Here is a 20,599-nt window from a genome sequence, read left to right on the forward strand (position 1 = left end):
ACGACTTTTAAAGAAAACTTGGCGAGACCATGCCTTTTGTAGGTCGAGCCTTAGTTGCCCTTATACTGAAGAAAGTATTTTATACTTTCTTTAAGTGCAAGAGCAACAAAGTTTGCGAAAACAGCCTTAAAAAAAGAGGTAAATGACTCCTGCCAGAATAAACAACCCACAACAAACCAGCAGGACCTTCCACAATGTTTCCATATTTTTTCACCTATCCAATTCCACTGCCGATCACAAATGATAACCCGATCGAGATAATCATCGAGATCAGACCGACAGCTCTATTATCCTTTTGAATTTCTTCATCAATACGGAAACGGGGTGTCAGGAATTCGAACATGAAATAACCGATCAACATCAATAGGAATCCATACACACCCCAGACCATCATATCGAGGATCGTATCGTTATGCTCAATCGAGTAACGGAAAATGTTGGCTATTCCGAATATTTTTCCTCCAGTCGCCATTGCGACCGAAAGATTCCCTTTACTGATTTCTTCCCAATTCTTATACTTTGTGACAATTTCAAAGACAGCCAAGAAAACAACTAGACTTAAAACTACTACACTATAATTTGCTACGGTTTCAATGTAAGGATTCGTCAACCAACTGCTCATTTCCGCCCCCGCTTTCTATTTCAAACCAACGATCGTCACGCCGCTTCCGCCTTCACCTGCTGAACCAAGTCGAGTTGATTTTACATTTGGATGGTCTTTCAATAAAGATTGGACACCCTTCCGAAGAGCGCCTGTCCCTTTTCCGTGGATGATGGATACTTGTGGATATCCAGCCAGTAAGGATTCATCCAAAAATTTATCAACAGCGCGTAACGCATTTTCATAACGTTCGCCTCTCAAGTCAAGTTCTGGCTTTGTAACAGATGTCCCTTCAACTTTAACGAATGGTTTCGGTTCACGTTTCTTTTCGGCCTTGATCGGTTCAAGCTCATTCGCTTTAACCGTCATCTTCATGATTCCGATTTGAACTTGATATTCATTAGTGCCGACTTTTTCTACGATATGACCCTTTTGGTTTACAGTCAATACTTTCACTTCTTGCCCTGGTTTCAGATTTTCTGGTGTTTTGTTCGTTTGTTTCACTTTCTTTTTCAATTTCGAATCAAAATCCGGAGTGGCCTCGTCTAAACGTTTTTGCGCTTCAATCAGCTTGTGCTCTTTTACATTCCCATCTTCTTTTTGATACGTACGAAGCTCCTTTAATATAACATCGGCTTCTTTTCGTGCCTTTTCAACTGATTGCTGCGCCTCTTTTTCGGCCTTTTCATAAAGCTTTTCTTTGAACTGCTCGAATTCAAGCAATTTTTTCTCTAAATCTTGTTTCAATGCTTCTGCTTCTTCATGAAGGTCTGTCGCTTCCGATCGTTCACGTTCCGCTTTTTTCTGAGCATCTTCTAACGATGCGATCATAACATCGATTTTGTTGTTATCTGCACTGATATGAGCTCGTGCATTTTCGATGATCTTCTCATTCAATCCGATGCGCTTTGAAATTTCAAAGGCATTACTTCGTCCTGGCACCCCGATCAATAAACGATACGTAGGACGTAATGTTTCTACATCAAATTCCACACTCGCATTCTTGACACCTGTCCGATTGTAGGCATAAGCCTTCAATTCACTATAGTGGGTCGTCGCTACGACCTTTGCCCCACGTTCATTTACGTAATCGAGAATTGAAATCGCAAGTGCAGCACCCTCGGTTGGATCCGTTCCTGCACCTAATTCATCAAAAAGCACCAACGACTTGAAGTTGACTTTATCCAAAATGTTCACAATGTTGGTCATATGGGAAGAAAACGTACTTAAATTCTGTTCAATGGATTGTTCGTCCCCGATATCTGCATAGATCGCCTCGAACACTGTTACCTCGGACTCCTCTTCGGTAGGGATCTGTAATCCCGACTGAGCCATCAAAGACAACAGACCAATCGTCTTCAGAGTGACCGTCTTCCCTCCTGTATTCGGTCCAGTAATGACGAGGGAATTATATTCTCCTCCTAACTCGACATTAATCGGTACGACTTCCTCAGCTGGAATCAATGGGTGTCGAGCACGCTTCAAATGGATAGATTCTTTGTCATTCAAAATCGGTTTTGTAGCCTTGATTGAATGGGCATAACGGGCTTTCGCAAAAATGAAATCAATTTCCGCGAGGACTTTGACGTTATGGCTTAGAAAGCTTGAAACTTCAGCAACAAGCTCTGTCAAAGCTTTCAATATCCGTTGGATCTCTTGATTTTCTTTACTTTTAGCCTCTTTCAACTGGTTATTGATCGTTACGACAGCCTGCGGTTCGATGAACAATGTAGCACCCGAGGCTGATTGATCGTGGACCATTCCGCCGAAAGCAGAACGATACTCCTGTTTGACCGGAATGACATAGCGATCGTTACGGATCGTAACAAGAGCATCGGACAGCATCTTTTGAGATTTTGAGGAGCGTATGATCGATTCGAGCTTTTCACGTATACGAGACTCATAGCTTCTCAACTGCTGACGGATCGTTCTCAATGCTGAGCTTGCAGAATCCATCACATGACCTTGATCGTCGATGCAGTCTTTGATTTTAGTTTCGACCTCCAACAATGGATCGATCTGCTCCACAAGACCTTGGAGGATCGGGAGGTCAATTTCATCTTCTAGCATACCTTCTATAAACCTTTTGAACCTTCTCCCTCCAAAAATTGTTGTTGAAATATCGACCAATTCCTCAGGATTGAGGATTCCTCCGATTTCACTTCTTTTGAGAGAGGCTCGTATGTCACGAATCCCACCTAATGGAACATGCCCTTTCAAGCGATGGACTTGTACGCCTTCATCTGTGCTGCTCTGTTGATGGGAAACATTTTCGAAATCCGTCCAAGGGACCAAATCATTGATCTTTTCTTTTCCTAATGAGGATGAGACGTGCTCGAGTAACTGTTCTTTGATTTTGTTATATTCTAAAACTCTTAAAATTCGTTCGTTCACTTAGAAGCCCCCTGTTAACAATTCACTTACTTATGCCTGTTTAAGAAAGTCTTGAATTCTTCTAAACGATAAGCGTTCAGGACATTTTCTTTTTTCAGCAGCGCCTGTTGACCGACACATACACCGATCTCCATATGATCCAAGGTATCCCTGACGTGCGCATCGGTATTGATTGACAGCTTAACCCCATGATCCTGAGCTTTTTCAAGCCATTTCGGGGCCAGATCCAACCGGTTCGGATTCGCATTCAATTCCAGCGCGGTATTTGTTTCAGCAGCCATATGGATCAAACGGTCGAAATCCACAGGATACCCATCCCGACGTCCAATGATCCTTCCAGTTGGATGTGCAATAAGGTCCACATGAGGATTATTGAATGCCGTTTCCAAACGTTTCATAATTTTTTCTTCACTTTGTGAGAAGGATGAATGGATCGAGGCAATGACAAAATCCAACTCTGCTAATAGTGAATCGTCATAATCCAATGATCCATCAGGTAATATATCCATCTCAATTCCGGAAAATATCGTGAAATCATCCCATTTCTCATTTACTCTTCGGATTTCTTGTTGCTGTTCTTTGATCCGTTCCGGTGTCAGACCATTAGCGACACGCAAAAATTGAGAGTGGTCTGTGATGACGATATGGCTGTACCCTCTATTCCGAGCAGCTTCAGCCATCTCTTCGATGGAATTTGCCCCATCACTCCACGTCGTATGCATGTGGAGATCACTCTTAATATCTTCTAGTTTCATATAATCGACTTTGTTTTTAAAAAGTTCAAGTTCGTCTTTTCCCTGTCGGACTTGAGGAGGTATGAATTCCAATCCAAAGTGGTTGAAAAATGCTTCTTCACTTTCGAAAGTCTTGATCTTTCCTGTTTCTGTATCTTCAACACCATATTCACTTATTTTTTCAGAGCGCTCTTTCGCAAGCTGTCTCATCTTCACATTGTGTTCTTTCGAGCCTGTAAAATGATGCAGTGTAGACGCAAATTCTTCAGGTTTAACAAGACGGAAATCGACCGAAATATCATAATCATAGGTGACTACTACAGATACCTTTGTCGTCCCTGAAGCGATGGCCTCCGTTACGTTCTCAAGCTTTTCAAGCTGCGGAGCGACTTCCTCTGCAGCATTGGTACCGATGATAAAATCGATATCCTTGATCGTTTCACTATAACGGCGTACACTTCCTGCCCTGGAATAACGCTCCACACCTTCAAGCGATTCAAGTTGTTCTTCAATTCGGTCCGTAATCGGTAACATCATCGCGATTGGAAGACGTTCAGGCCGCTTCCCGAAATCTTCGATAGCAGCAAGGATCTTCTCTTCTGTTTTCTTACCAAATCCTTGCATTGATTGTACTTTATTTTGTTCACAAACTTCTTTCAATGATTGGATGTCTGTTACGCCAAGCTCATTATAAAGCTTCGCGATTTTTTTACCACCGAGCCCAGGCAGATGGATCAAACTGAGCAACCCTGCTGGCAAATCTTCTTTCAACTCTTCCAGCATAGAGGACTCCCCGGTTTCTAAAATTTCTTCGATGACGGATAATGTCCCTTTACCGATGCCTTTTATTTTTGAAAGGTCGTCCATTTCAGAAATGGTCCTCGAATCACTTTCCAATGCCTGTGCGGCTCTTCGATAAGCTGAAACCTTAAAGCTGTTTTCACCTTTTATCTCCAGGTATAGAGCAATCTGCTCCAAAATCCTTATAATTTGCTTTTTGTTCATCAGATGACCCCTCCCTCTCAGAAATTGTTCAAAAGGTTGTGCATGTAGAAAAAGGGCATGACTTATAAGTGTCAGCCCCTTTATCTGTTAGATCTTCGTATTGATTTCAGCAATCCACATGCTCTTTATTTTTTCAGAAAATACCGGTGTATGCTCTACCATCGCTTTTGCAATAACAGAATCCCCCATAGCTGACTGGACCGAGGTAAGCGGAACGAGGGCAGCAATGTATAGGAAAAGGAAGATGACCAAATACACCTCTACAAAACCTAACACGCCTCCCAACCAGCCATTAATCGTCCTCAATATAGGAAGATCCGCCAGGAAGTCCAACATCGAACCTAAAATTTGCAAAAGGATCTTTGTAGCAAAGAACAACATCGCGAAGGCAATAGCACGATAATACGCATCCTCTAAAAACCCAGCATTCATGAAAATTGCGAGACTGCTTTCCTCTGACACGGTTGGATATGGAATCCACAGTCTCAGTTTTGGAGCTAATTCATCGAAATAAAGATAAGCAATGATAAATGCAGCAATGAACCCAGTCAAATGGACAAGCTGCAGGATCAATCCCCTTCTAAGACCGATGAAAAAACCTACCACCAATACCCCTATTAAAATCAAATCAATCATTTGTTATTCCTCTTTCTGTTTCTCTAATTGCCTGACACGTTCTTGTAATTTCAAATAATCACTCGTAATATTAACGGCTGTCAGGACTGCTAGTTGCTTTGCATCAAGATTATTGCTTTGATGTCGAATTTCTCTCATTTTCTTATCGACAATCGATGCTACTCTGTTGACATGTCCTGCATCTTCTTCACCAACAATGGTGTATTGCTGACCATAAATATGTACAATCGTTCGATTACCGTTAGACACCCAAAAGCCTCCTAACTCGAAAATAACTAATCATTATCTTAACACGAACAACTGAGAATGGGAATAATGAGACTCCACGGTTTGACATATTATTACAAAACGATAATCCTTCCATTTCATTTTACTGAATATGTTAATGCGATTTCAACCTATTTCTATTCGCAAGCCTCTGCCACCTCCGTTATAATTGGGTTAGGTCTTATTGTTAGGCTGTTTTCGCAAACTTTGTTGCTTTTGAAAGTCGTTGATCTCCGCTCCAGGATGCTCGCTTTCGCGGGGCGTGCGGTGAGCTGGAGTCCCGCACCTTGCTCTCCAATCAACTTGCACAAGGTGGTTTTTTAAAAATGACTCAAAAACCAACAATCATTTAGAAAAGAGCCTATCGTTAAGAGGAAATCAAGTGACGTGCACGAAAATCTACAATGTAAATTTATTTCAAGGCTTTGTTATACTCTATTGCATTTAAAGAGAGTATAAATACTTTCTTCAATATAAGAGCAACTAAGGCTCAGCCAGCGTTAAGGCTTGTCAAAGCCCAAGTTTTCTTTATTGATTTTTGCGAAATTCACTCCTTTCCGCGGGCAATCAAAAAGCGGAAGTGACTCGTTTAGTCACGAAGGTCGCTGGCTAAATATCACTTCCTGCGATAACTTACTTTCGCACTTTATCCTCGCTGAAACCAGGTTGCACGAATCTGTTAACGGACACAGGAGACCTTATTTGGTCATAATTATTGAATTTTACAAACTTAACGGACATCAGGGACCTTATTTCGCAAATATCATAGGAAATCAGCAGCTTTGTTCACACATAACGGCTGTGGTGTCCGTTAAAGTTTCAGAAACAGCGGTTTTGTCACAAATAACGGCTCTGATGTCCGTTAATTGAAATCATGGATTCTTGCTCTCTCCTGGCTCGCTTTTCCCGTAGGAGTGTAGCAAATTTCACCTCAATCAAACATAGTAAGAAATCAACAGTAGTGTATAACAAAGCCTATTCTAAAGGAACGAAGGTGACTCATGGAATGTCTCACGCCGTATTGAAATTGGATCAAGCACAACTCAAAAAAATAAAAAAAGAATATCACCCATACATACAATCGAATGTTCCTCAGGGAGGTTTATTTGTCGCAAAAGTGGAAGGCTGTACGATCACCGCGTACAAATCAGGAAAAATCCTATTTCAGGGTCCTGCTGCTGATCAAGAATCCTCCAGGTGGAGTGAAGGTGAAACTGTTATAAAAACAAATGAGGTAAAAGGTCGGAAAAAGCATGCCTATCTGCCACCGGAACAAGTCGGATCAATGTCCCTGATCGGTTCGGATGAAGTCGGGACAGGGGATTTCTTCGGACCAATCACGGTCGTAGCCGTATTCGTTTCAAAAGAACAACTTCCGCTGGTCAAAGAGCTTGGCGTGAAGGATTCAAAGCTTTTGAAGGATCCGAAAATCATCGAGATCGCAAAGGACCTTATTCAAAGTATCCCTTACAGCCTATTGGTGCTGGACAATCCGAAGTACAATGAACTGCAAAGCAAAGGGATGTCACAAGGTAAAATGAAAGCGAAGCTCCATCAGAAGGCGATCAACAACGTACTCGAAAAAGTATCCCCTCTAGATACAGTAGAAGGGATCTTGATCGATCAATTTTGCGAACCAGAAATTTATTTCAGACACACGAATTCGCAGCCTAGCAAAAAACCTCCCATCTATTTTGAAACGAAAGCAGAAGCGCTCCACCTCTCTGTAGCTGCAGCCTCAATAATCGCCCGCTATGCTTTTCTCAAAAAGATGGATGATTTATCCGATTCAGTTGGTCTTCCGCTTCCTAAAGGAGCTGGTCCACATGTCGATGAAGCAGCGGCAAAGGTCATCTTCAAGCATGGCGTAGATGGTTTGAAAAAGGTAAGTAAAGCACATTTCGCCAATACACAGAAAGCAATAAAGCTCGCTCATCAAAAGCGCAACGGATAACATAAGAGAGGCACCGAGATTAATCAGATTCTATTTCTTCAATAACAACCTATGAAAAATGAATCTCCAAAATGAAAAGAAGGGTAGACGCCATTCAGGTGTCTACCCTTTTCTCATATCAGCCTCTCATTGTTGCGTTGAATTTATCTTTCACGTAACTGAGGACTTTACTGTGTACTTTTTCAACATCTTCATCTGTCAGAGTTTTTTCAGGATTGTAATAGGTAAGAGAATATGCGACTGATTTCTTCCCTTCATCCATGTGCTCCCCTTCATAGAGATCGAAGATGGATACTTCTTTTAATAATTCCCCTCCTGCAGCTTTGATTCCAGATTGGACATCTCCAGCACGGACATCCTGATCAAGGATCAAAGCGATATCTCGTGAAATCGACGGATAGCGTGGTAAAGCTGAATATACTACCGGCTCTACATCCGTATCAAACACTACATCCAAATCAAGCTCGAATAGATATGTCTCCTTGATATCCCACTCTTTTTGGTCTGCAGGATGCAACTGTCCGACAACCCCGATCTGTTTTCCATCAAGCAGGACGATCGCAGTACGACCAGGATGGAACCCATCACGTTTAGCCTGTTGATATTCAATTCGTTCACTTACACCAAGCTTTTTGAACAAACCGTCCAGCACACCTTTGACGACATAAAAATCGACAGGTTTCTTTTCTTGCTGCCAAGGATGCGAATGCCATAACCCGGAGAATGCGCCAGCAAGCTTCTGATGCTCATTCGGAAGCTTTGTCAAGTTCTTCTCATTTGATAAATAGGTTGAACCGACTTCAAAAATGGCAACATCGTTCAACTGACGGTTCTGGTTATATTGCACTACTTCCAATAGCTGCGGAAGCATGGTACGACGCAAAACTGCACGCTCTTCACTCATCGGCATGGATACTGAAATGTAAGCCGGTTCCTCATCTGTAGCCAACCCGTGATAAGCATTTGCCTTTTCCTTGGTAGTAAGTGAATACGTAAGTGCTTGATAAAGTCCAACGCTTTCCAGGTAACCACGTACTTTACGTCTTTTCGTTTGAACCGGAGTCAGACCTCCAGTTGTTGTCGCACCTTCAGGTAATGTTGCAGGGATTTTATCATAGCCATAAATTCGTCCGATCTCCTCAATCAGATCTTCTTCCAACGTAATATCTGGACGTCTGGCTGGTACTTCGACCTTGAACTCATCCCCTTCGTGTTCGTATGAAAACCCGAGTCGATCAAAGATCTCATGAATTTCATTTGTTTCTATTGATGTACCTAATACTTTATTTGCCCGTTCACCACGAACAATCACTGTTTCTGGATCCAAGAATCTCGGTCCTGCTTCTACAATTCCTTGAAGAACTTCCCCGCCTGCTAATTCGACCATCAATTCTGCAGCACGATTGGCTGCTTCATAGACACGGTTGCGGTCAATTCCTTTTTCAAATCGCGTAGATGATTCACTGCGCAGTCCAAGGTCTTTTGAAGCTTGGCGGACAAGAGAAGGATTGAAGTAAGCAGCTTCCAGTAAAATCGTCGTCGTTTCATCTGAAACCTCTGAATCTGCTCCACCCATCACACCAGCAACAGCGACTGGCTGTTTACCGTTCGTAATAACTAAATGGTGTCCCTCAAGCTTCCGATTTTCATCATCTAATGTCTTGATTTCTTCCCCAGGTGCTGCTCGCCTGACAAGCACTTCCTTTGATCCAAAACGGTCATAATCAAATGCATGTAGCGGTTGGCCGTATTCAATCAGGACATAGTTTGTAATATCAACGACATTATTTATTGGACGGATTCCAGCTGAAATCAACCGGTTTTGCATCCATTCAGGTGATGGTCCGACTTTAATATTGCGGATTATTTTTGCCCCATAATATGGATTGTCCTCGTAATTTTCAACCTGGACTGATACATAATCAGATGCCGATTCACTATTTTCATTCAATGTCGGCTTTGGCAATGTCAGTTTTCTTTCAAAGACAGCGGCAGTTTCATATGCAACACCGATCATATTCAAACAATCAGCACGGTTCGGTGTAAGACCTAGTTCTAAAATATGGTCATCTAAATTCAGGTAGGAGAGCGCGTTCTTCCCGATTTCTGCTTCTTCCTGCATCACATAAATACCGTCCGCAAATTCTTTAGGTACCATTTTCACATCGACACCTAGTTCTTCTAGGGAACAGATCATACCGTTGGAAACTTCACCGCGAAGTTTCGCCTTTTTGATTTTGAAATTACCTGGAAGGACAGCACCGACTGTTGCAACCGGAACATTTTGTCCAGCATCTACATTCGGAGCACCGCAAATGATTTGCACTGGTTCCCCTTCTCCAATGTTCACTTGACACACATTCAATTTATCAGCATTAGGATGTTGTTCACACTTTTCAACATGGCCGACAACCACACCCGAAATGCCTTGATTTAAAGACTCGACACCTTCCACTTCGATACCGCTTTTTGTTATACGATCAGCAAGCTCATCAGGTTCAATACCGTCGAGATCCACATATTCTTTTAACCAATTATAGGATACTAACATGAATTACACTCCCCGTGATCAACATCTTATTTTTTGGATCTGTTGTTCTTCATTATTGATTTCTGGGAAAGCCACTCCCTTTCCGCGGGCGATCCGCAGGAGTGTCGCGAATTTCCCTCTGAAAACATCATTGTTTCGTAATAGTGTCTATTTGTTATGCTCGTTTGAATTGTTCCAGGAACCTAAGATCATTCGAGTAAAAATGACGAATATCTTCAATTCCGTATTTCAGCATCGCTATCCGTTCTGGTCCCATACCGAATGCGAAACCTGTATACTCTTTTGGATCGAATCCAGCCATTTCAAGCACATTCGGGTGGACCATACCAGAGCCTAAAATTTCGATCCAGCCTGTTTTTTTACAAATTGAACAGCCTGAGCCGTGACATTTAAAACAAGAGACATCGACTTCGACTGATGGTTCAGTGAATGGGAAAAAGCTTGGGCGCAGGCGAATTTCACGTTCTTCTCCAAACAATTTCTGCGCAAACAACGTTAATGTCCCCTTCAAATCACTCATCCGGATGTTTTTATCAACTAAAAGTCCTTCGATCTGCATGAATTGGTGGGAGTGTGTCGCATCATCCGTATCACGGCGGTATACCTTACCAGGACTAATGATTTTGACAGGCCCTTTCCCTTTATGTTTTTCCATAGTCCGTGCTTGAACCGGAGACGTCTGTGTTCGTAGTAACAAGTCTTCCGTGATGAAGAATGAGTCCTGCATATCTCTTGCAGGGTGGTTTTTCGGAAGATTTAACGCTTCGAAGTTATAATAATCGGTTTCAACCTCAGGTCCCTCAGCAACAGAGAAACCCATTCCTATGAAAAGGTCTTCAATCTCTTCAATTACAGCAGTAAGTGGATGTGCATTCCCCTGTCGAACCGGACGGCCAGGCAACGTTACATCGATTGTCTCGTTACTTAACTGTCGATCCAATTCTTCTCTTTCCAACTTCTCTTGTTTCGCTTCTACTTTATTCGTGATGGCCTCTCTTACTTCATTAGCAAGCTGCCCCATTTTAGGTCGTTCTTCTGCCGGGAGTTTCCCCATCCCTCTTAAGACTTCAGTAATCGGACCTTTTTTTCCTAAATAATCAACACGAATATCCTGCAATTCTTTTAAAGAAGATGCCTGTTCAATCTTTTCTACAGCTTCCCCTTGCAGGGTCATCAAACGATCTTGCATAACTGGTTCCTCCTTTATCTTCTTACCTTGATACCATTGTTAAATTATCTACCCGATGTAGCAGCAGCAACGATAATAAAGAAAACATTTTATACTTTCTTTAAATGCAACAAAAAAACCTTCGTCCCAGAAAGGGACGAAGGTATCGCGTTACCACCCTAATTAACAGCCAAAAGCAGATAGCTGTTCACTTCATTATGTAACGGTTTCCCGGCACAATCTTAGCTCATCGAAAAACGATCAGTGTTCGAAAGGCAACTCCGGAGTGAATTCCATCATATCTACCATAAGCACGCTCCCAGTCTCTGGCGTCCTCTCCCTGAATGGCGACCCTTGATGTACTACTTTCCATCATCGTTATTTATCAATATATTTAGTTAACTATACTGTATTATAAGGAATCAAAAACGTTCCTGCAACTATTATCGCCTTATTTATGTTCTTTTAGACCATATAACAATATACCAGCAGCTACTGCAACATTTAGCGATTCCGCTTGCCCGTAAATTGGCACATAAAGGTTTTGATGAGAACTGGCTAAAAGGTCTTCATGCACCCCATTCGCCTCATTCCCTATGAGCAGTGCATATCCATTCGTATCTTTTATGGAAGTATACGGTACACCACCTTGGAGTGACGTGCCGAATACCTTGATTCCGTTCTCTTTTAACCGGGGAATCCATTCGGCTATATTTCCTTTTACAACTGGCAAGTGGAATACTGATCCCTGAGTCGATCGAAGCACCTTGCTATTATAAAGATCCACCGTTCCATTACCGAGGATCACACCATTAGCGCCTGCACTGTCAGCAGTCCTTATGATCGTCCCTAAATTACCAGGGTCCTGGATGCCATCAAGTAATATATACGTTCCATCAGACGTAATAGGCATATCCTCAGTTGATGCTTGGACAATGGCTACTATGCCTTGCGGCGACTCGGTATCAGCCAGTTCTTCAATGACAGATGGTGCAGCGATCCACGTTGTCACATTCCCTGTATGCCAACCAGAAGGGATTCGAAATGATTCCTCTATGATCAAATCTGTAACTTCAGCGTTATGTAACAATGCTTCTTCAACCAAGTGTGGGCCTTCAATGATGAACGCCCCTGCTTTATCTCTTCCCTTTTTTCGTTTTAACTTTTTCCATTCCTTGACTCGTCCGTTTTTAGGAGATGTAATCCGGTTCATCTTGTTCATTCCTTAATCGAAAATAATAATGCTATTATACGTGATATTCATACATAATCCAATTCGAGTGGATAAAAACTATCAACATACAAATGCTATGTACATCATTCCTAAATGAAAATCAGAGGTGAAAAGTAATGGATCTGAACTTAAGAAAAGCAGTTTTAGCAAACGTTTCTGGAAATAACCACGAAGAATTAGAAAGTACGATCGTGGAAGCGATCAACAGCGGTGAGGAAAAGATGTTACCTGGTCTCGGTGTTCTTTTCGAAGTCATCTGGCAGAACTCAGATGAATCAGAAAAAAAAGAAATCCTCGAAATTCTTGCAGAAGGTCTTCAATGATACGAAGTCATCCACAAAAATAGGACTCCTCATGGGTCCTATTTTTATTTTAGGCTCTTTTCTAAAAGATTGTTGCTTTTGAGTCATTTTTGAAAGCTCACCTTGTGCAAGTTGATTGGAGAGCAAGGTGCGAGACTCCTCGAAAATGAAAATCGTTTTCTTCGTGCGATGTAACGCTGCCGAAGCTTTCCTTGTCCTGCGGGATCAGCGTGCCTACTACCTGAATAATCTCCTCGCAAGGCATGCGACGAGGAAGCTCGCTTCGACAGGACTTTCTTGTAGACGCAGGAGCACAAATGCTTCCTTGATAAGGAGACTCCTGAGGTCGCAAGGCGACGAGTGGGCTCACCGCACGCCCCGCGGAAAGCGAGCATCCTGGAGCGGAATTCAACGACTTTTAAAGAAAACTTGGCGAGACCAAGCCTTTTGTAGGTCGAGCCTTAGTTGCCCTTATACTGAAGAAAGTATTGTTTATACTTTCTTTAAGTGCAAGAGCAACAAAGTTTGCGAAAACAGCCTTGTTTTAAGATTGTTTGATCTGCCGGACTGTTTTTTCATCAAGACCTTTTACGAGTTCGACTATCAGCCGTACCGTATGGTCATAATCATCCCTGTGAATCATGGATGCATGCGTATGCAAATAGCGAGTGGCCATTGTAATAGAAATGGCAGGAACCCCGTCATGAGTGATATGGATATTCCCGGCATCTGTTCCGCCGCCAGGTGTTGTATCAATCTGATAAGGTATGTTATTTTTTTCAGCTGTTTCGAGAACGAAGTCCCGTAATCCTTTATGGGAAATGGTCTTAGCATCATAAATAATGATCTGAGGGCCTTCACCAAGCTTAGATAAGGCGTCACGATCGGTAACCCCTGGGGTGTCCCCTGGAATTCCTGTATCGATTGCAAAAGCGATGTCTGGTTTGATCATATTGGCCGTCGTCTTCGCTCCACGTAAACCGACTTCCTCCTGGACAGTACCTACACCATAAACCGTATTTGGGTGCTTGATTTTTTTCAATTGTTTCATCGTTTCAGCTACGATTGCACAACCAATCCGATTATCAAATGCTTTAGCAAGCAGCATTTTAGGATTGCTCATGACCGTAAATTCAAAATATGGGATAACAGAATCTCCCGGTCTGACTCCAATTTCCAGGGCATTCTCTTTATCAGAAGCACCAATATCAATGTACATATCTTTGATAGGTACCGGCTTTTTCCTGGCTTCAGGCGAGAGGATATGAGGCGGTTTCGATCCGACGACACCGACCACATCACCATTCTTGGTTTTTATCGTTACACGCTGTGCGAGTAACACCTGTCCCCACCAGCCGCCAACAGTTTGAAAACGCAAAAAGCCTTTATCATCGATGCGTGTGATCATGAACCCAACTTCATCCAGATGACCTGCCAGCATGATGCTCGGACCGTTTTTAGAACCTTTCTTTTTCGCGACCAAACTTCCGAGGTTATCACAGTAAACCTCATCCGCGTATGGTTCGATGTATTTTTTCATGACTTCTCTCGGTTCTGATTCATCTCCAGGAATCCCTTTGGCATCCGTCAACTCTTTAAGCATAGTGAGTGTCTCATCTAAATTCTTCATGAAGAACCTCCTGATGTCTAATCGTGGTGTTTTCAATACCCCTGATCTTGACGTGTGTGGTTCACCTTGTTCTTTGATAAATAAGCGTCTTGTATCTCTTCAATGGTAAAACCTAAAATTCGTCCGATCATCAGATAGTCTTCCATTAATTGATTGTAATTATTGACGTCTTCACTATTGTTTTTGAAGGTTGTAACACTCTCATATACCTTCAAGAAGGCACCAACTGCTTCTCCCTCAAAGTCATCTGGAACATGTACACGTTCTGGCACCTCAAACGGAAGGATCAATCCGATCGATAGCAAGAAATGAACGCCATCCACGTATTCTTCAAGAATGATATCTTTTGATGAAGGTGGTTTCGAACTCCAGAATTTGAAGCATCGGGTTTCATTCGCAAGCTCGCCAATTTCCACGAGTAAAGCGAGAATTTTTTTATCCAATAAATCCGCGTTTTCCAATCCCCGTTCTGATTCAATCCGGCGATCGAGTTCATTTTGCATCTTATACATTTGCTGTAAATTCAGGTCCATTATGTATCCCCTCTCCTTGTGCTTACTCAAGTATACCAAGGATCTACATGGACCTTAAGGATTCTGTTCACCAAAAAGTGCCGAGATCCTCATATAGAGTATTCCGGCACCCGTTTTGGAAAAATTCATCTTGCGTCCGCAAAAAAGTCCTGCCATTTGTAGACCCATTCTTTCCGACGTAAAACATAGAACAACACAGCGAGAATACAAAGGATGCTGATCATCCAATGAAGCGTTAATTTGTTCAACCAGCTCCCAAACGAGGTATAGACGATTGCTAAAGGGACATTCGTATATAATGACAGCTTCGTATAATCTTTAAAGTTCCTTGCGATTTCAATGATACATAATGAAATGAGATGAAAATGAAGAAATGGGACCAATCTTAAGATGGTGATTTGTCCGATTGATAATTCAGACCGTTTACCAAACCATCTTTCTTTCATGTTCATGACTTTGCTGAATGATTTCGGTAATGATTTTACAAGTGCATAAAAATATACGCTCACCAACGTTACACCGATTATGGAGTAAATTGTACCGAACACTACCCCAAAAACGACACCGCCTAAAATACATATGAATCCGACTGGAATGAATAAGAATTGCCGTAAAATATGCAGGAATATAAATAGGACTGGGGCAAATGCACCGCTTTTACCGAGCCAATGGATGAGTTCCATCGCATGCTGTTCCATTTACATCCCTCCCATACTCAATTTATGTGAAGGTGAATGTCATTAGACCTTTGCCATTAGCGGACAAGTAGATGTAAAGGGCGATCTGCAGAACAATCAAAACCGGGATTCCAATGCGAAAGGACGTGTGTTTCGTCTTATGGCGGAACAACTGCATGCCTGTAAAAATACCCATAGCACCACCTATGAGAGATACAATCCATAAATGGGCCTCTGAGACTCTCCATTGTTGTCTTTTCGCTTTTTGTTTATCAATAAACATGATGATGAGACCGTAGAAATTGATTAATAGGACTAAGTAGATGATCATCGTTTTCGTTTCCTTTTCTTTTCATTGGATTTTTTCGTTAGTGGAATCACACTTGCAGGCTGCTTCCGGATCCACTTTACGTATTTGTGTATCTTTTCATTGTTGCGAAGAGAGTTCAAATCTGGATAAAGAGTAGCAAGTTCTTCATTTGTAAAAAGAGCGTGCACCTGTTTATGGCATGGGATGCATAGATGAGCTGTTTCACCGAATGTACCGCCGTACTCCCGGGGCACAAGATGATGTTCTGTCGTAGTGACTCCTTGTCTGCCGCACAATTCACAACATGTAGTTGTTGGCCCCATATGCAATCTCCACTCTTTCTATAAGTAACTACTTAAAAACGTACTTTAGATCCGCATATTCACGATATCAAGGTACAACCTACCTATGAGTACATCAAAATCGGTTTTTTGCGTTTTCATGTACTCAAATCCCGGCTATGAGTACATCAAACTCGGTTTTTCGCGTTTTCATGTACTCAAAAACTCTACTTTGAGTCAAGTCAAAGAGAATTTACGGTTTTATTAAGTACGTCATAATTCCCAATATATAAAAAGGGCTGACTACGAATAGTCAACCCTGTTATTTAACCTTTTAGGCTATCTTTAGCTTTGTTCGCTAGTTCTGCGAATGCTTTTTCATCAGTTACAGCAAGTTCAGCTAGCATCTTACGGTTAACATCGATTCCAGCTTGCTTCAATCCGTGCATCATGCGGCTGTAAGAAATTCCATTCATACGAGCTGCAGCGTTGATACGTGTGATCCATAATTTACGGAAATCACGTTTCTTTTGACGACGGTCACGGTATGCATAGCGTAGTGATTTGAATACTTGTTGTTGAGCAACTTTAAATAATTTATGTTTCGCACCAAAATAACCTTTAGCAAGTTTTAAGACGCGTTTACGACGACGACGTGTTACATAGCCACCTTTTACTCTTGGCATTGTAATCCCTCCAGTTTTTTTCAGAAATTATTATTGTTCAAAAAAGCAGGCGAACAGTCGCTTTTTGAACTGACGATTTAGATCATGTCTTTGATACGCTTGTAGTCTCCACTGGACACAAGTGCAGATTTACGTAGCTTACGCTTTTGTTTTTGAGACTTGTTACGGAACATATGGCTAGTGAATGCGTGTGAACGCTTCAATTTGCCAGTTCCAGTTTTCTTGAATCGCTTAGCAGTCCCTTTATGAGTTTTCATTTTAGGCATAGTAAAGTTCCTCCTTTGGTTACTTGTTCGAAGAAATTCCGTTCATGTTCGTTGCCAATATGAAAGTTATTTGCTTTCAATCGGAGCAAGAATCAAGAACATACTGCGGCCTTCCATTTTAGGCTTGGATTCGATCGTTCCAAGATCCTCACATTCCTTTGCCATACGCATGAGCACGTCACGTCCTAATTCGGAGTGAGTGATCGCACGTCCTCGGAAACGGATGGACGCTTTGACTTTGTTCCCTTTCTCAAGGAACTTTTTCGCGTTACGAAGCTTTGTGTTGAAATCGTGCTCTTCAATATTCGGGCTAAGACGAACTTCCTTCGTCGTAATTGTCTTTTGATTCTTACGCGCTTCTTTGTCTTTCTTCTGTTGCTCATAGCGATACTTGCCATAGTCCATAATTCTGCACACTGGCGGTTTCGCATTAGGGGCAACAAGAACCAGATCCAGATTTGCATTTGCTGCAATTTCAAGTGCTTCTTGACGAGATTTCACGCCAATTTGATCTCCATTGGCGCCAATTAGGCGAACTTCGCGAGCGCGAATGCCGTCGTTGACCATCATGTCCTTACTAATAATGAGCCACCTCCATCGATTTTTACAACCTAATCTTTTTCTTGTAAGTAAAGCAAATCTATTGTTGATATATTAAAAAACAAATAGAAAAAGCGTCGGCGCATACCACACCCACACAGAAAGTTTTCGACTATTGATCTCTAATTGATCATCGAAAGCTGGTTCATTGTACCTGCCAACTGTACATCTGTACGCCGATCAGGTGAGAAGCGGGTGCTTCTGCTTGTTTTACAAGAATATAGGATTATATCACATTAGAATTATATCATCGATGTCGCACTGATGTCAAGCCATCTCGAGTGCTTCATTTCAACCTTTATAGCGTACCTGATTTCTCTAGAAAAATCAAGAGTTAATTTTAAAACGCAACAGCTTCTTATTAAAAACAATGAGGTTGAATTAAAAGATGCCTTTATTAGAGGACACCAGAGACCTTATTCGCCTAAAACCATTGATACAAAGTCCTTTTTCACCCGAATAGCGAAACAGTTGTCCTCTATTTTTTTTTAATACCGCTTTTTGTCACAGATAACGGAACAGATGTCCTCTAATTACGATCGTTCACCATCTGGACAATATGATATTAAAAAAAGCGACCCTGACACCAATTTTCATCGATGTTTCGGGTCACTCATTTCATTATTATTAGCTATGCTCAACTTCAGTTTTCAGATTATCTTTGAAGCTTTCTAGTGATACAGTTTCGGAATCCTGTTCACCGTACTTCCGTACGTTGACAGCATTCTTTTCGATCTCCTGGTCACCGACTACGAGCATGTACGGAACTTTTTGCATTTGTGCTTCACGGATCTTGTAACCGATTTTTTCTTCACGGGAATCGACTTCTACACGGATACCATTCGACTTCAGTTCTTCCTGTACTTTATATGCATAATCCATATGGACTGCAGAAACGGGGATTACTTTTGCCTGTACTGGTGCCAACCAAGTCGGAAGTGCACCTTTATATTCTTCGATCAAGAAGGCGACAAAGCGTTCCATAGTCGATACGACTCCTCGGTGAATGACCACTGGACGGTGATCTTGCCCATCGCTGCCTTTGTATGTCAAATCAAAGCGCTCCGGTAAGTGGAAGTCAAGCTGTACTGTTGAGAGTGTTTCCTCTTTTCCGAGTGCAGTCTTTACCTGGACATCCAGTTTTGGTCCATAAAATGCTGCTTCTCCCTCCGCTTCCACATAATTCAGGTCCATATCTTCCATTGTCTCTTTCAAGAGAGCTTGGGCTTTCTCCCACATTTCATCATTATCGACATACTTTTCTTTATCAGCAGGATCACGATAAGACAGACGGAACTTGTAGTCATTAATCCCGAAGTCTTTGTAAACTTTTTGAATAAGCTGAACGACCCGGATAAACTCATCCTTCAACTGATCTGGTCTTACAAAAATATGGGCGTCATTCAATGTCATTGAACGTACACGCTGTAACCCTGCCAGCGCCCCGGACATTTCATGGCGGTGCATTGTGCCGAGCTCAGCAATACGGACAGGCAGATCACGATAACTATGCATTGCGTTTTTATAAATCATCATATGATGCGGACAGTTCATCGGGCGAAGTACAAGCTGTTCGTTATCCATTTCGATCGGTGGATACATATCTTCCTGATAATGATCCCAGTGACCAGAAGTCTTATAAAGTTCAACACTACCAAGGTGAGGAGTGTAGACATGGTCGTAACCAAGCTTCACTTCAGTATCTACGATATAGCGTTCGATGACTCTTCGGATTGTCGCACCTTTCGGAAGCCAGATCGGCAGCCCCTGGCCGACTTTTTGTGAAATCGCGAAAATCTCTAATTCTTTACCAAGCTTACGGTGGTCACGTTCCTTCGCTTCTTCGAGGAAATGCAGATGCTCTTCCAGTTCGGATTTTTTATTGAAGGCAGTGCCATAAACTCGTTGGAGCATTTGATTGTCACTGTCACCTCTCCAGTATGCACCTGAGATATTCATCAATTTGAATACCTTTAATTTGCTTGTTTGCGGCACATGGACACCCCGGCATAGATCGGAAAATTCACCTTGGTGATAGAATGTGATCTTTTCGCCTTCAGGAATTGCCTCGATTAATTCGACTTTAAGTTCATCTCCCAAGTCCTCATAGCGACGGATCGCCTCTTCACGACTCACTTCCTCACGAGTGATTTCAAGGTTTTCATCCACGATTTTCTTCATTTCTTTTTCAATCTTCGGGAAGTCTTCTTCAGTCAGCCTATGCTCCATATCTATGTCATAATAAAATCCATTTTCGATTGTCGGACCTACACCAAGCTTGATTTTTTGATCGGAAAAGACCCGTTTGATCGCCTGTGCCATAAGATGTGCTGTACTATGACGAATGATTTCAAGTCCTTCTTCAGAATCAGGCATGACAATTGTTATGGCTCCGTCCTGTTCGATCGGTTGACGTAGATCAAGCAATTGATCATCGAGTTTTCCAGCGATGGCTTTCTTTTTCAATCCAGGACTGATCGACGCAGCGATTTCTTCTGTTGTTACGCCTCTATCGAACTCCTTGACTGCTCCATCTGGAAAAGTAATTTTCACCTTTGACATGGTCATTCACACTCCTACTTTAATAAATACAAATATAAGTTAACTAGCCTTGCGCAAACTAGAAACAACCCTTGTAACCGTTAATAATGGAATTAAAAAAACACCCATCCCTGGAAAGGGACGAGTGTCTGCTCGCGGTTCCACCCTCGTTCCGGCAGTCTAATGCCGGCACTTGGAATCATTTAACGGTCATTTACCGTCAACGGTT

At 42.1% G+C, this 20,599-nt stretch carries 20 protein-coding genes and 2 other annotated features (1 of these 22 cut by a window edge); of the genes, 2 read left to right on the top strand and 18 right to left on the bottom strand.

Annotated features, from left to right (window positions below; genetic code table 11):
* Positions 1-214: 214 nt before the first annotated feature.
* The 5 genes from ACTWQL_RS22530 to zapA form a co-directional block, all read right to left on the bottom strand.
* On the bottom strand, positions 215-622 hold the full coding sequence (locus ACTWQL_RS22530) for a DUF350 domain-containing protein (RefSeq protein ID WP_443144617.1): 408 nt from the start codon (positions 620-622) through the stop codon (positions 215-217).
* A 15-nt stretch (positions 623-637) separates the two neighbouring features.
* Entirely contained in the window at positions 638-2,995 is a 2,358-nt protein-coding gene (locus ACTWQL_RS22535; RefSeq protein ID WP_443144618.1) for an endonuclease MutS2, read from the bottom strand.
* Positions 2,996-3,021: 26 nt separating this feature from the next.
* Positions 3,022-4,734: a DNA polymerase/3'-5' exonuclease PolX gene (polX, locus tag ACTWQL_RS22540; RefSeq protein ID WP_443144619.1), complete on the bottom strand. Its 1,713-nt coding sequence runs from the start codon at positions 4,732-4,734 to the stop codon at positions 3,022-3,024.
* Between the two features lie 87 nt (positions 4,735-4,821).
* Positions 4,822-5,370 carry a CvpA family protein gene (locus ACTWQL_RS22545; protein WP_221566344.1) on the bottom strand — a complete coding sequence of 183 codons (549 nt, stop codon included), beginning with the start codon at positions 5,368-5,370 and terminating at the stop codon, positions 4,822-4,824.
* Positions 5,371-5,373: 3 nt separating this feature from the next.
* The gene (zapA, locus tag ACTWQL_RS22550; protein ID WP_221566345.1) at positions 5,374-5,619 is read right to left on the bottom strand and encodes a cell division protein ZapA; all 246 of its coding nucleotides are present in this window, start codon (positions 5,617-5,619) and stop codon (positions 5,374-5,376) included.
* Between the two features lie 1,024 nt (positions 5,620-6,643).
* Between zapA and rnhC the strand changes: the two genes are divergently transcribed.
* Complete coding sequence (rnhC, locus tag ACTWQL_RS22555) at positions 6,644-7,591, top strand: ribonuclease HIII (RefSeq protein WP_443144620.1); 948 nt, start codon at positions 6,644-6,646, stop codon at positions 7,589-7,591.
* Between the two features lie 118 nt (positions 7,592-7,709).
* Here rnhC and pheT read toward each other — a convergent pair whose 3' ends face one another.
* The 3 genes from pheT to ACTWQL_RS22570 form a co-directional block, all read right to left on the bottom strand.
* A complete protein-coding gene (gene pheT / locus ACTWQL_RS22560) occupies positions 7,710-10,142 on the bottom strand; it encodes a phenylalanine--tRNA ligase subunit beta (RefSeq protein ID WP_443144621.1) in 2,433 nt (810 codons plus the stop codon).
* Between the two features lie 154 nt (positions 10,143-10,296).
* A complete protein-coding gene (gene pheS / locus ACTWQL_RS22565) occupies positions 10,297-11,331 on the bottom strand; it encodes a phenylalanine--tRNA ligase subunit alpha (protein ID WP_443144622.1) in 1,035 nt (344 codons plus the stop codon).
* Positions 11,332-11,460: 129 nt separating this feature from the next.
* Positions 11,461-11,695: a binding site (T-box leader), on the bottom strand.
* A gap of 66 nt (positions 11,696-11,761) precedes the next feature.
* Positions 11,762-12,523 carry a TrmH family RNA methyltransferase gene (locus ACTWQL_RS22570; protein WP_443144623.1) on the bottom strand — a complete coding sequence of 254 codons (762 nt, stop codon included), beginning with the start codon at positions 12,521-12,523 and terminating at the stop codon, positions 11,762-11,764.
* A 137-nt stretch (positions 12,524-12,660) separates the two neighbouring features.
* On the opposite strand from ACTWQL_RS22570, the gene sspI reads away from it, so the two are divergent.
* Positions 12,661-12,867 carry a small acid-soluble spore protein SspI gene (gene sspI, locus ACTWQL_RS22575; protein WP_443144624.1) on the top strand — a complete coding sequence of 69 codons (207 nt, stop codon included), beginning with the start codon at positions 12,661-12,663 and terminating at the stop codon, positions 12,865-12,867.
* Between the two features lie 97 nt (positions 12,868-12,964).
* On the opposite strand, the gene ACTWQL_RS22580 is transcribed toward sspI, so the two are convergent.
* The 10 genes from ACTWQL_RS22580 to thrS all read right to left on the bottom strand — a co-directional run bounded on the left by ACTWQL_RS22580 (position 12,965) and on the right by thrS (position 20,391).
* A complete protein-coding gene (locus ACTWQL_RS22580; RefSeq protein ID WP_443144625.1) occupies positions 12,965-13,111 on the bottom strand; it encodes a hypothetical protein in 147 nt (48 codons plus the stop codon).
* Positions 13,112-13,390: 279 nt separating this feature from the next.
* Complete coding sequence (locus ACTWQL_RS22585) at positions 13,391-14,476, bottom strand: M42 family metallopeptidase (RefSeq protein WP_443144626.1); 1,086 nt, start codon at positions 14,474-14,476, stop codon at positions 13,391-13,393.
* Positions 14,477-14,508: 32 nt separating this feature from the next.
* A complete protein-coding gene (locus ACTWQL_RS22590; RefSeq protein WP_443144627.1) occupies positions 14,509-15,009 on the bottom strand; it encodes a dUTP diphosphatase in 501 nt (166 codons plus the stop codon).
* 125 nt (positions 15,010-15,134) lie between these two features.
* A complete protein-coding gene (locus tag ACTWQL_RS22595; protein ID WP_443144628.1) occupies positions 15,135-15,707 on the bottom strand; it encodes a TVP38/TMEM64 family protein in 573 nt (190 codons plus the stop codon).
* A 22-nt stretch (positions 15,708-15,729) separates the two neighbouring features.
* The gene (locus ACTWQL_RS22600) at positions 15,730-16,017 is read right to left on the bottom strand and encodes a DUF1294 domain-containing protein (protein WP_443144629.1); all 288 of its coding nucleotides are present in this window, start codon (positions 16,015-16,017) and stop codon (positions 15,730-15,732) included.
* Positions 16,014-16,319: an HNH endonuclease gene (locus tag ACTWQL_RS22605; protein WP_443144630.1), complete on the bottom strand. Its 306-nt coding sequence runs from the start codon at positions 16,317-16,319 to the stop codon at positions 16,014-16,016. Before ACTWQL_RS22605 ends, ACTWQL_RS22600 begins: the two co-directional genes overlap by 4 nt.
* A 284-nt stretch (positions 16,320-16,603) precedes the next feature.
* Positions 16,604-16,963 carry a 50S ribosomal protein L20 gene (rplT, locus tag ACTWQL_RS22610; RefSeq protein ID WP_221566353.1) on the bottom strand — a complete coding sequence of 120 codons (360 nt, stop codon included), beginning with the start codon at positions 16,961-16,963 and terminating at the stop codon, positions 16,604-16,606.
* A gap of 77 nt (positions 16,964-17,040) precedes the next feature.
* Positions 17,041-17,229, bottom strand: coding sequence for a 50S ribosomal protein L35 (gene rpmI / locus ACTWQL_RS22615; protein WP_221566354.1), 189 nt, complete (start codon positions 17,227-17,229; stop codon positions 17,041-17,043).
* 66 nt (positions 17,230-17,295) lie between these two features.
* Positions 17,296-17,799 (bottom strand): translation initiation factor IF-3, encoded by a 504-nt coding sequence (gene infC, locus ACTWQL_RS22620; RefSeq protein ID WP_443144631.1) that lies wholly within the window; start codon positions 17,797-17,799, stop codon positions 17,296-17,298.
* A 657-nt stretch (positions 17,800-18,456) separates the two neighbouring features.
* A complete protein-coding gene (thrS, locus tag ACTWQL_RS22625) occupies positions 18,457-20,391 on the bottom strand; it encodes a threonine--tRNA ligase (RefSeq protein ID WP_443144632.1) in 1,935 nt (644 codons plus the stop codon).
* 113 nt (positions 20,392-20,504) lie between these two features.
* Positions 20,505-20,599, bottom strand: a binding site (T-box leader) (it continues 125 nt past the right edge of the window).

This window comes from Pseudalkalibacillus sp. R45 (assembly GCF_052246725.1).
Classification (GTDB): domain Bacteria; phylum Bacillota; class Bacilli; order Bacillales; family Fictibacillaceae; genus Pseudalkalibacillus.

Bases quoted from the DNA above. Each gene is read 5' to 3' on its own strand.
- ACTWQL_RS22530 (WP_443144617.1), bottom strand. From the start codon at position 622: ATGAGCAGTTGGTTGACGAATCCTTACATTGAAACCGTAGCAAATTAT.
- polX (WP_443144619.1), bottom strand. From the start codon at position 4,734: ATGAACAAAAAGCAAATTATAAGGATTTTGGAGCAGATTGCTCTATAC.
- ACTWQL_RS22545 (WP_221566344.1), bottom strand. From the start codon at position 5,370: ATGATTGATTTGATTTTAATAGGGGTATTGGTGGTAGGTTTTTTCATC.
- rnhC (WP_443144620.1), top strand. From the start codon at position 6,644: ATGTCTCACGCCGTATTGAAATTGGATCAAGCACAACTCAAAAAAATA.
- pheT (WP_443144621.1), bottom strand. From the start codon at position 10,142: ATGTTAGTATCCTATAATTGGTTAAAAGAATATGTGGATCTCGACGGT.
- pheS (WP_443144622.1), bottom strand. From the start codon at position 11,331: ATGCAAGATCGTTTGATGACCCTGCAAGGGGAAGCTGTAGAAAAGATT.
- ACTWQL_RS22570 (WP_443144623.1), bottom strand. From the start codon at position 12,523: ATGAACCGGATTACATCTCCTAAAAACGGACGAGTCAAGGAATGGAAA.
- sspI (WP_443144624.1), top strand. From the start codon at position 12,661: ATGGATCTGAACTTAAGAAAAGCAGTTTTAGCAAACGTTTCTGGAAAT.
- ACTWQL_RS22580 (WP_443144625.1), bottom strand. From the start codon at position 13,111: ATGCCTTGCGAGGAGATTATTCAGGTAGTAGGCACGCTGATCCCGCAG.
- ACTWQL_RS22585 (WP_443144626.1), bottom strand. From the start codon at position 14,476: ATGAAGAATTTAGATGAGACACTCACTATGCTTAAAGAGTTGACGGAT.
- ACTWQL_RS22590 (WP_443144627.1), bottom strand. From the start codon at position 15,009: ATGGACCTGAATTTACAGCAAATGTATAAGATGCAAAATGAACTCGAT.
- ACTWQL_RS22595 (WP_443144628.1), bottom strand. From the start codon at position 15,707: ATGGAACAGCATGCGATGGAACTCATCCATTGGCTCGGTAAAAGCGGT.
- ACTWQL_RS22600 (WP_443144629.1), bottom strand. From the start codon at position 16,017: ATGATCATCTACTTAGTCCTATTAATCAATTTCTACGGTCTCATCATC.
- ACTWQL_RS22605 (WP_443144630.1), bottom strand. From the start codon at position 16,319: ATGGGGCCAACAACTACATGTTGTGAATTGTGCGGCAGACAAGGAGTC.
- rplT (WP_221566353.1), bottom strand. From the start codon at position 16,963: ATGCCAAGAGTAAAAGGTGGCTATGTAACACGTCGTCGTCGTAAACGC.
- rpmI (WP_221566354.1), bottom strand. From the start codon at position 17,229: ATGCCTAAAATGAAAACTCATAAAGGGACTGCTAAGCGATTCAAGAAA.
- infC (WP_443144631.1), bottom strand. From the start codon at position 17,799: ATGATGGTCAACGACGGCATTCGCGCTCGCGAAGTTCGCCTAATTGGC.
- thrS (WP_443144632.1), bottom strand. From the start codon at position 20,391: ATGTCAAAGGTGAAAATTACTTTTCCAGATGGAGCAGTCAAGGAGTTC.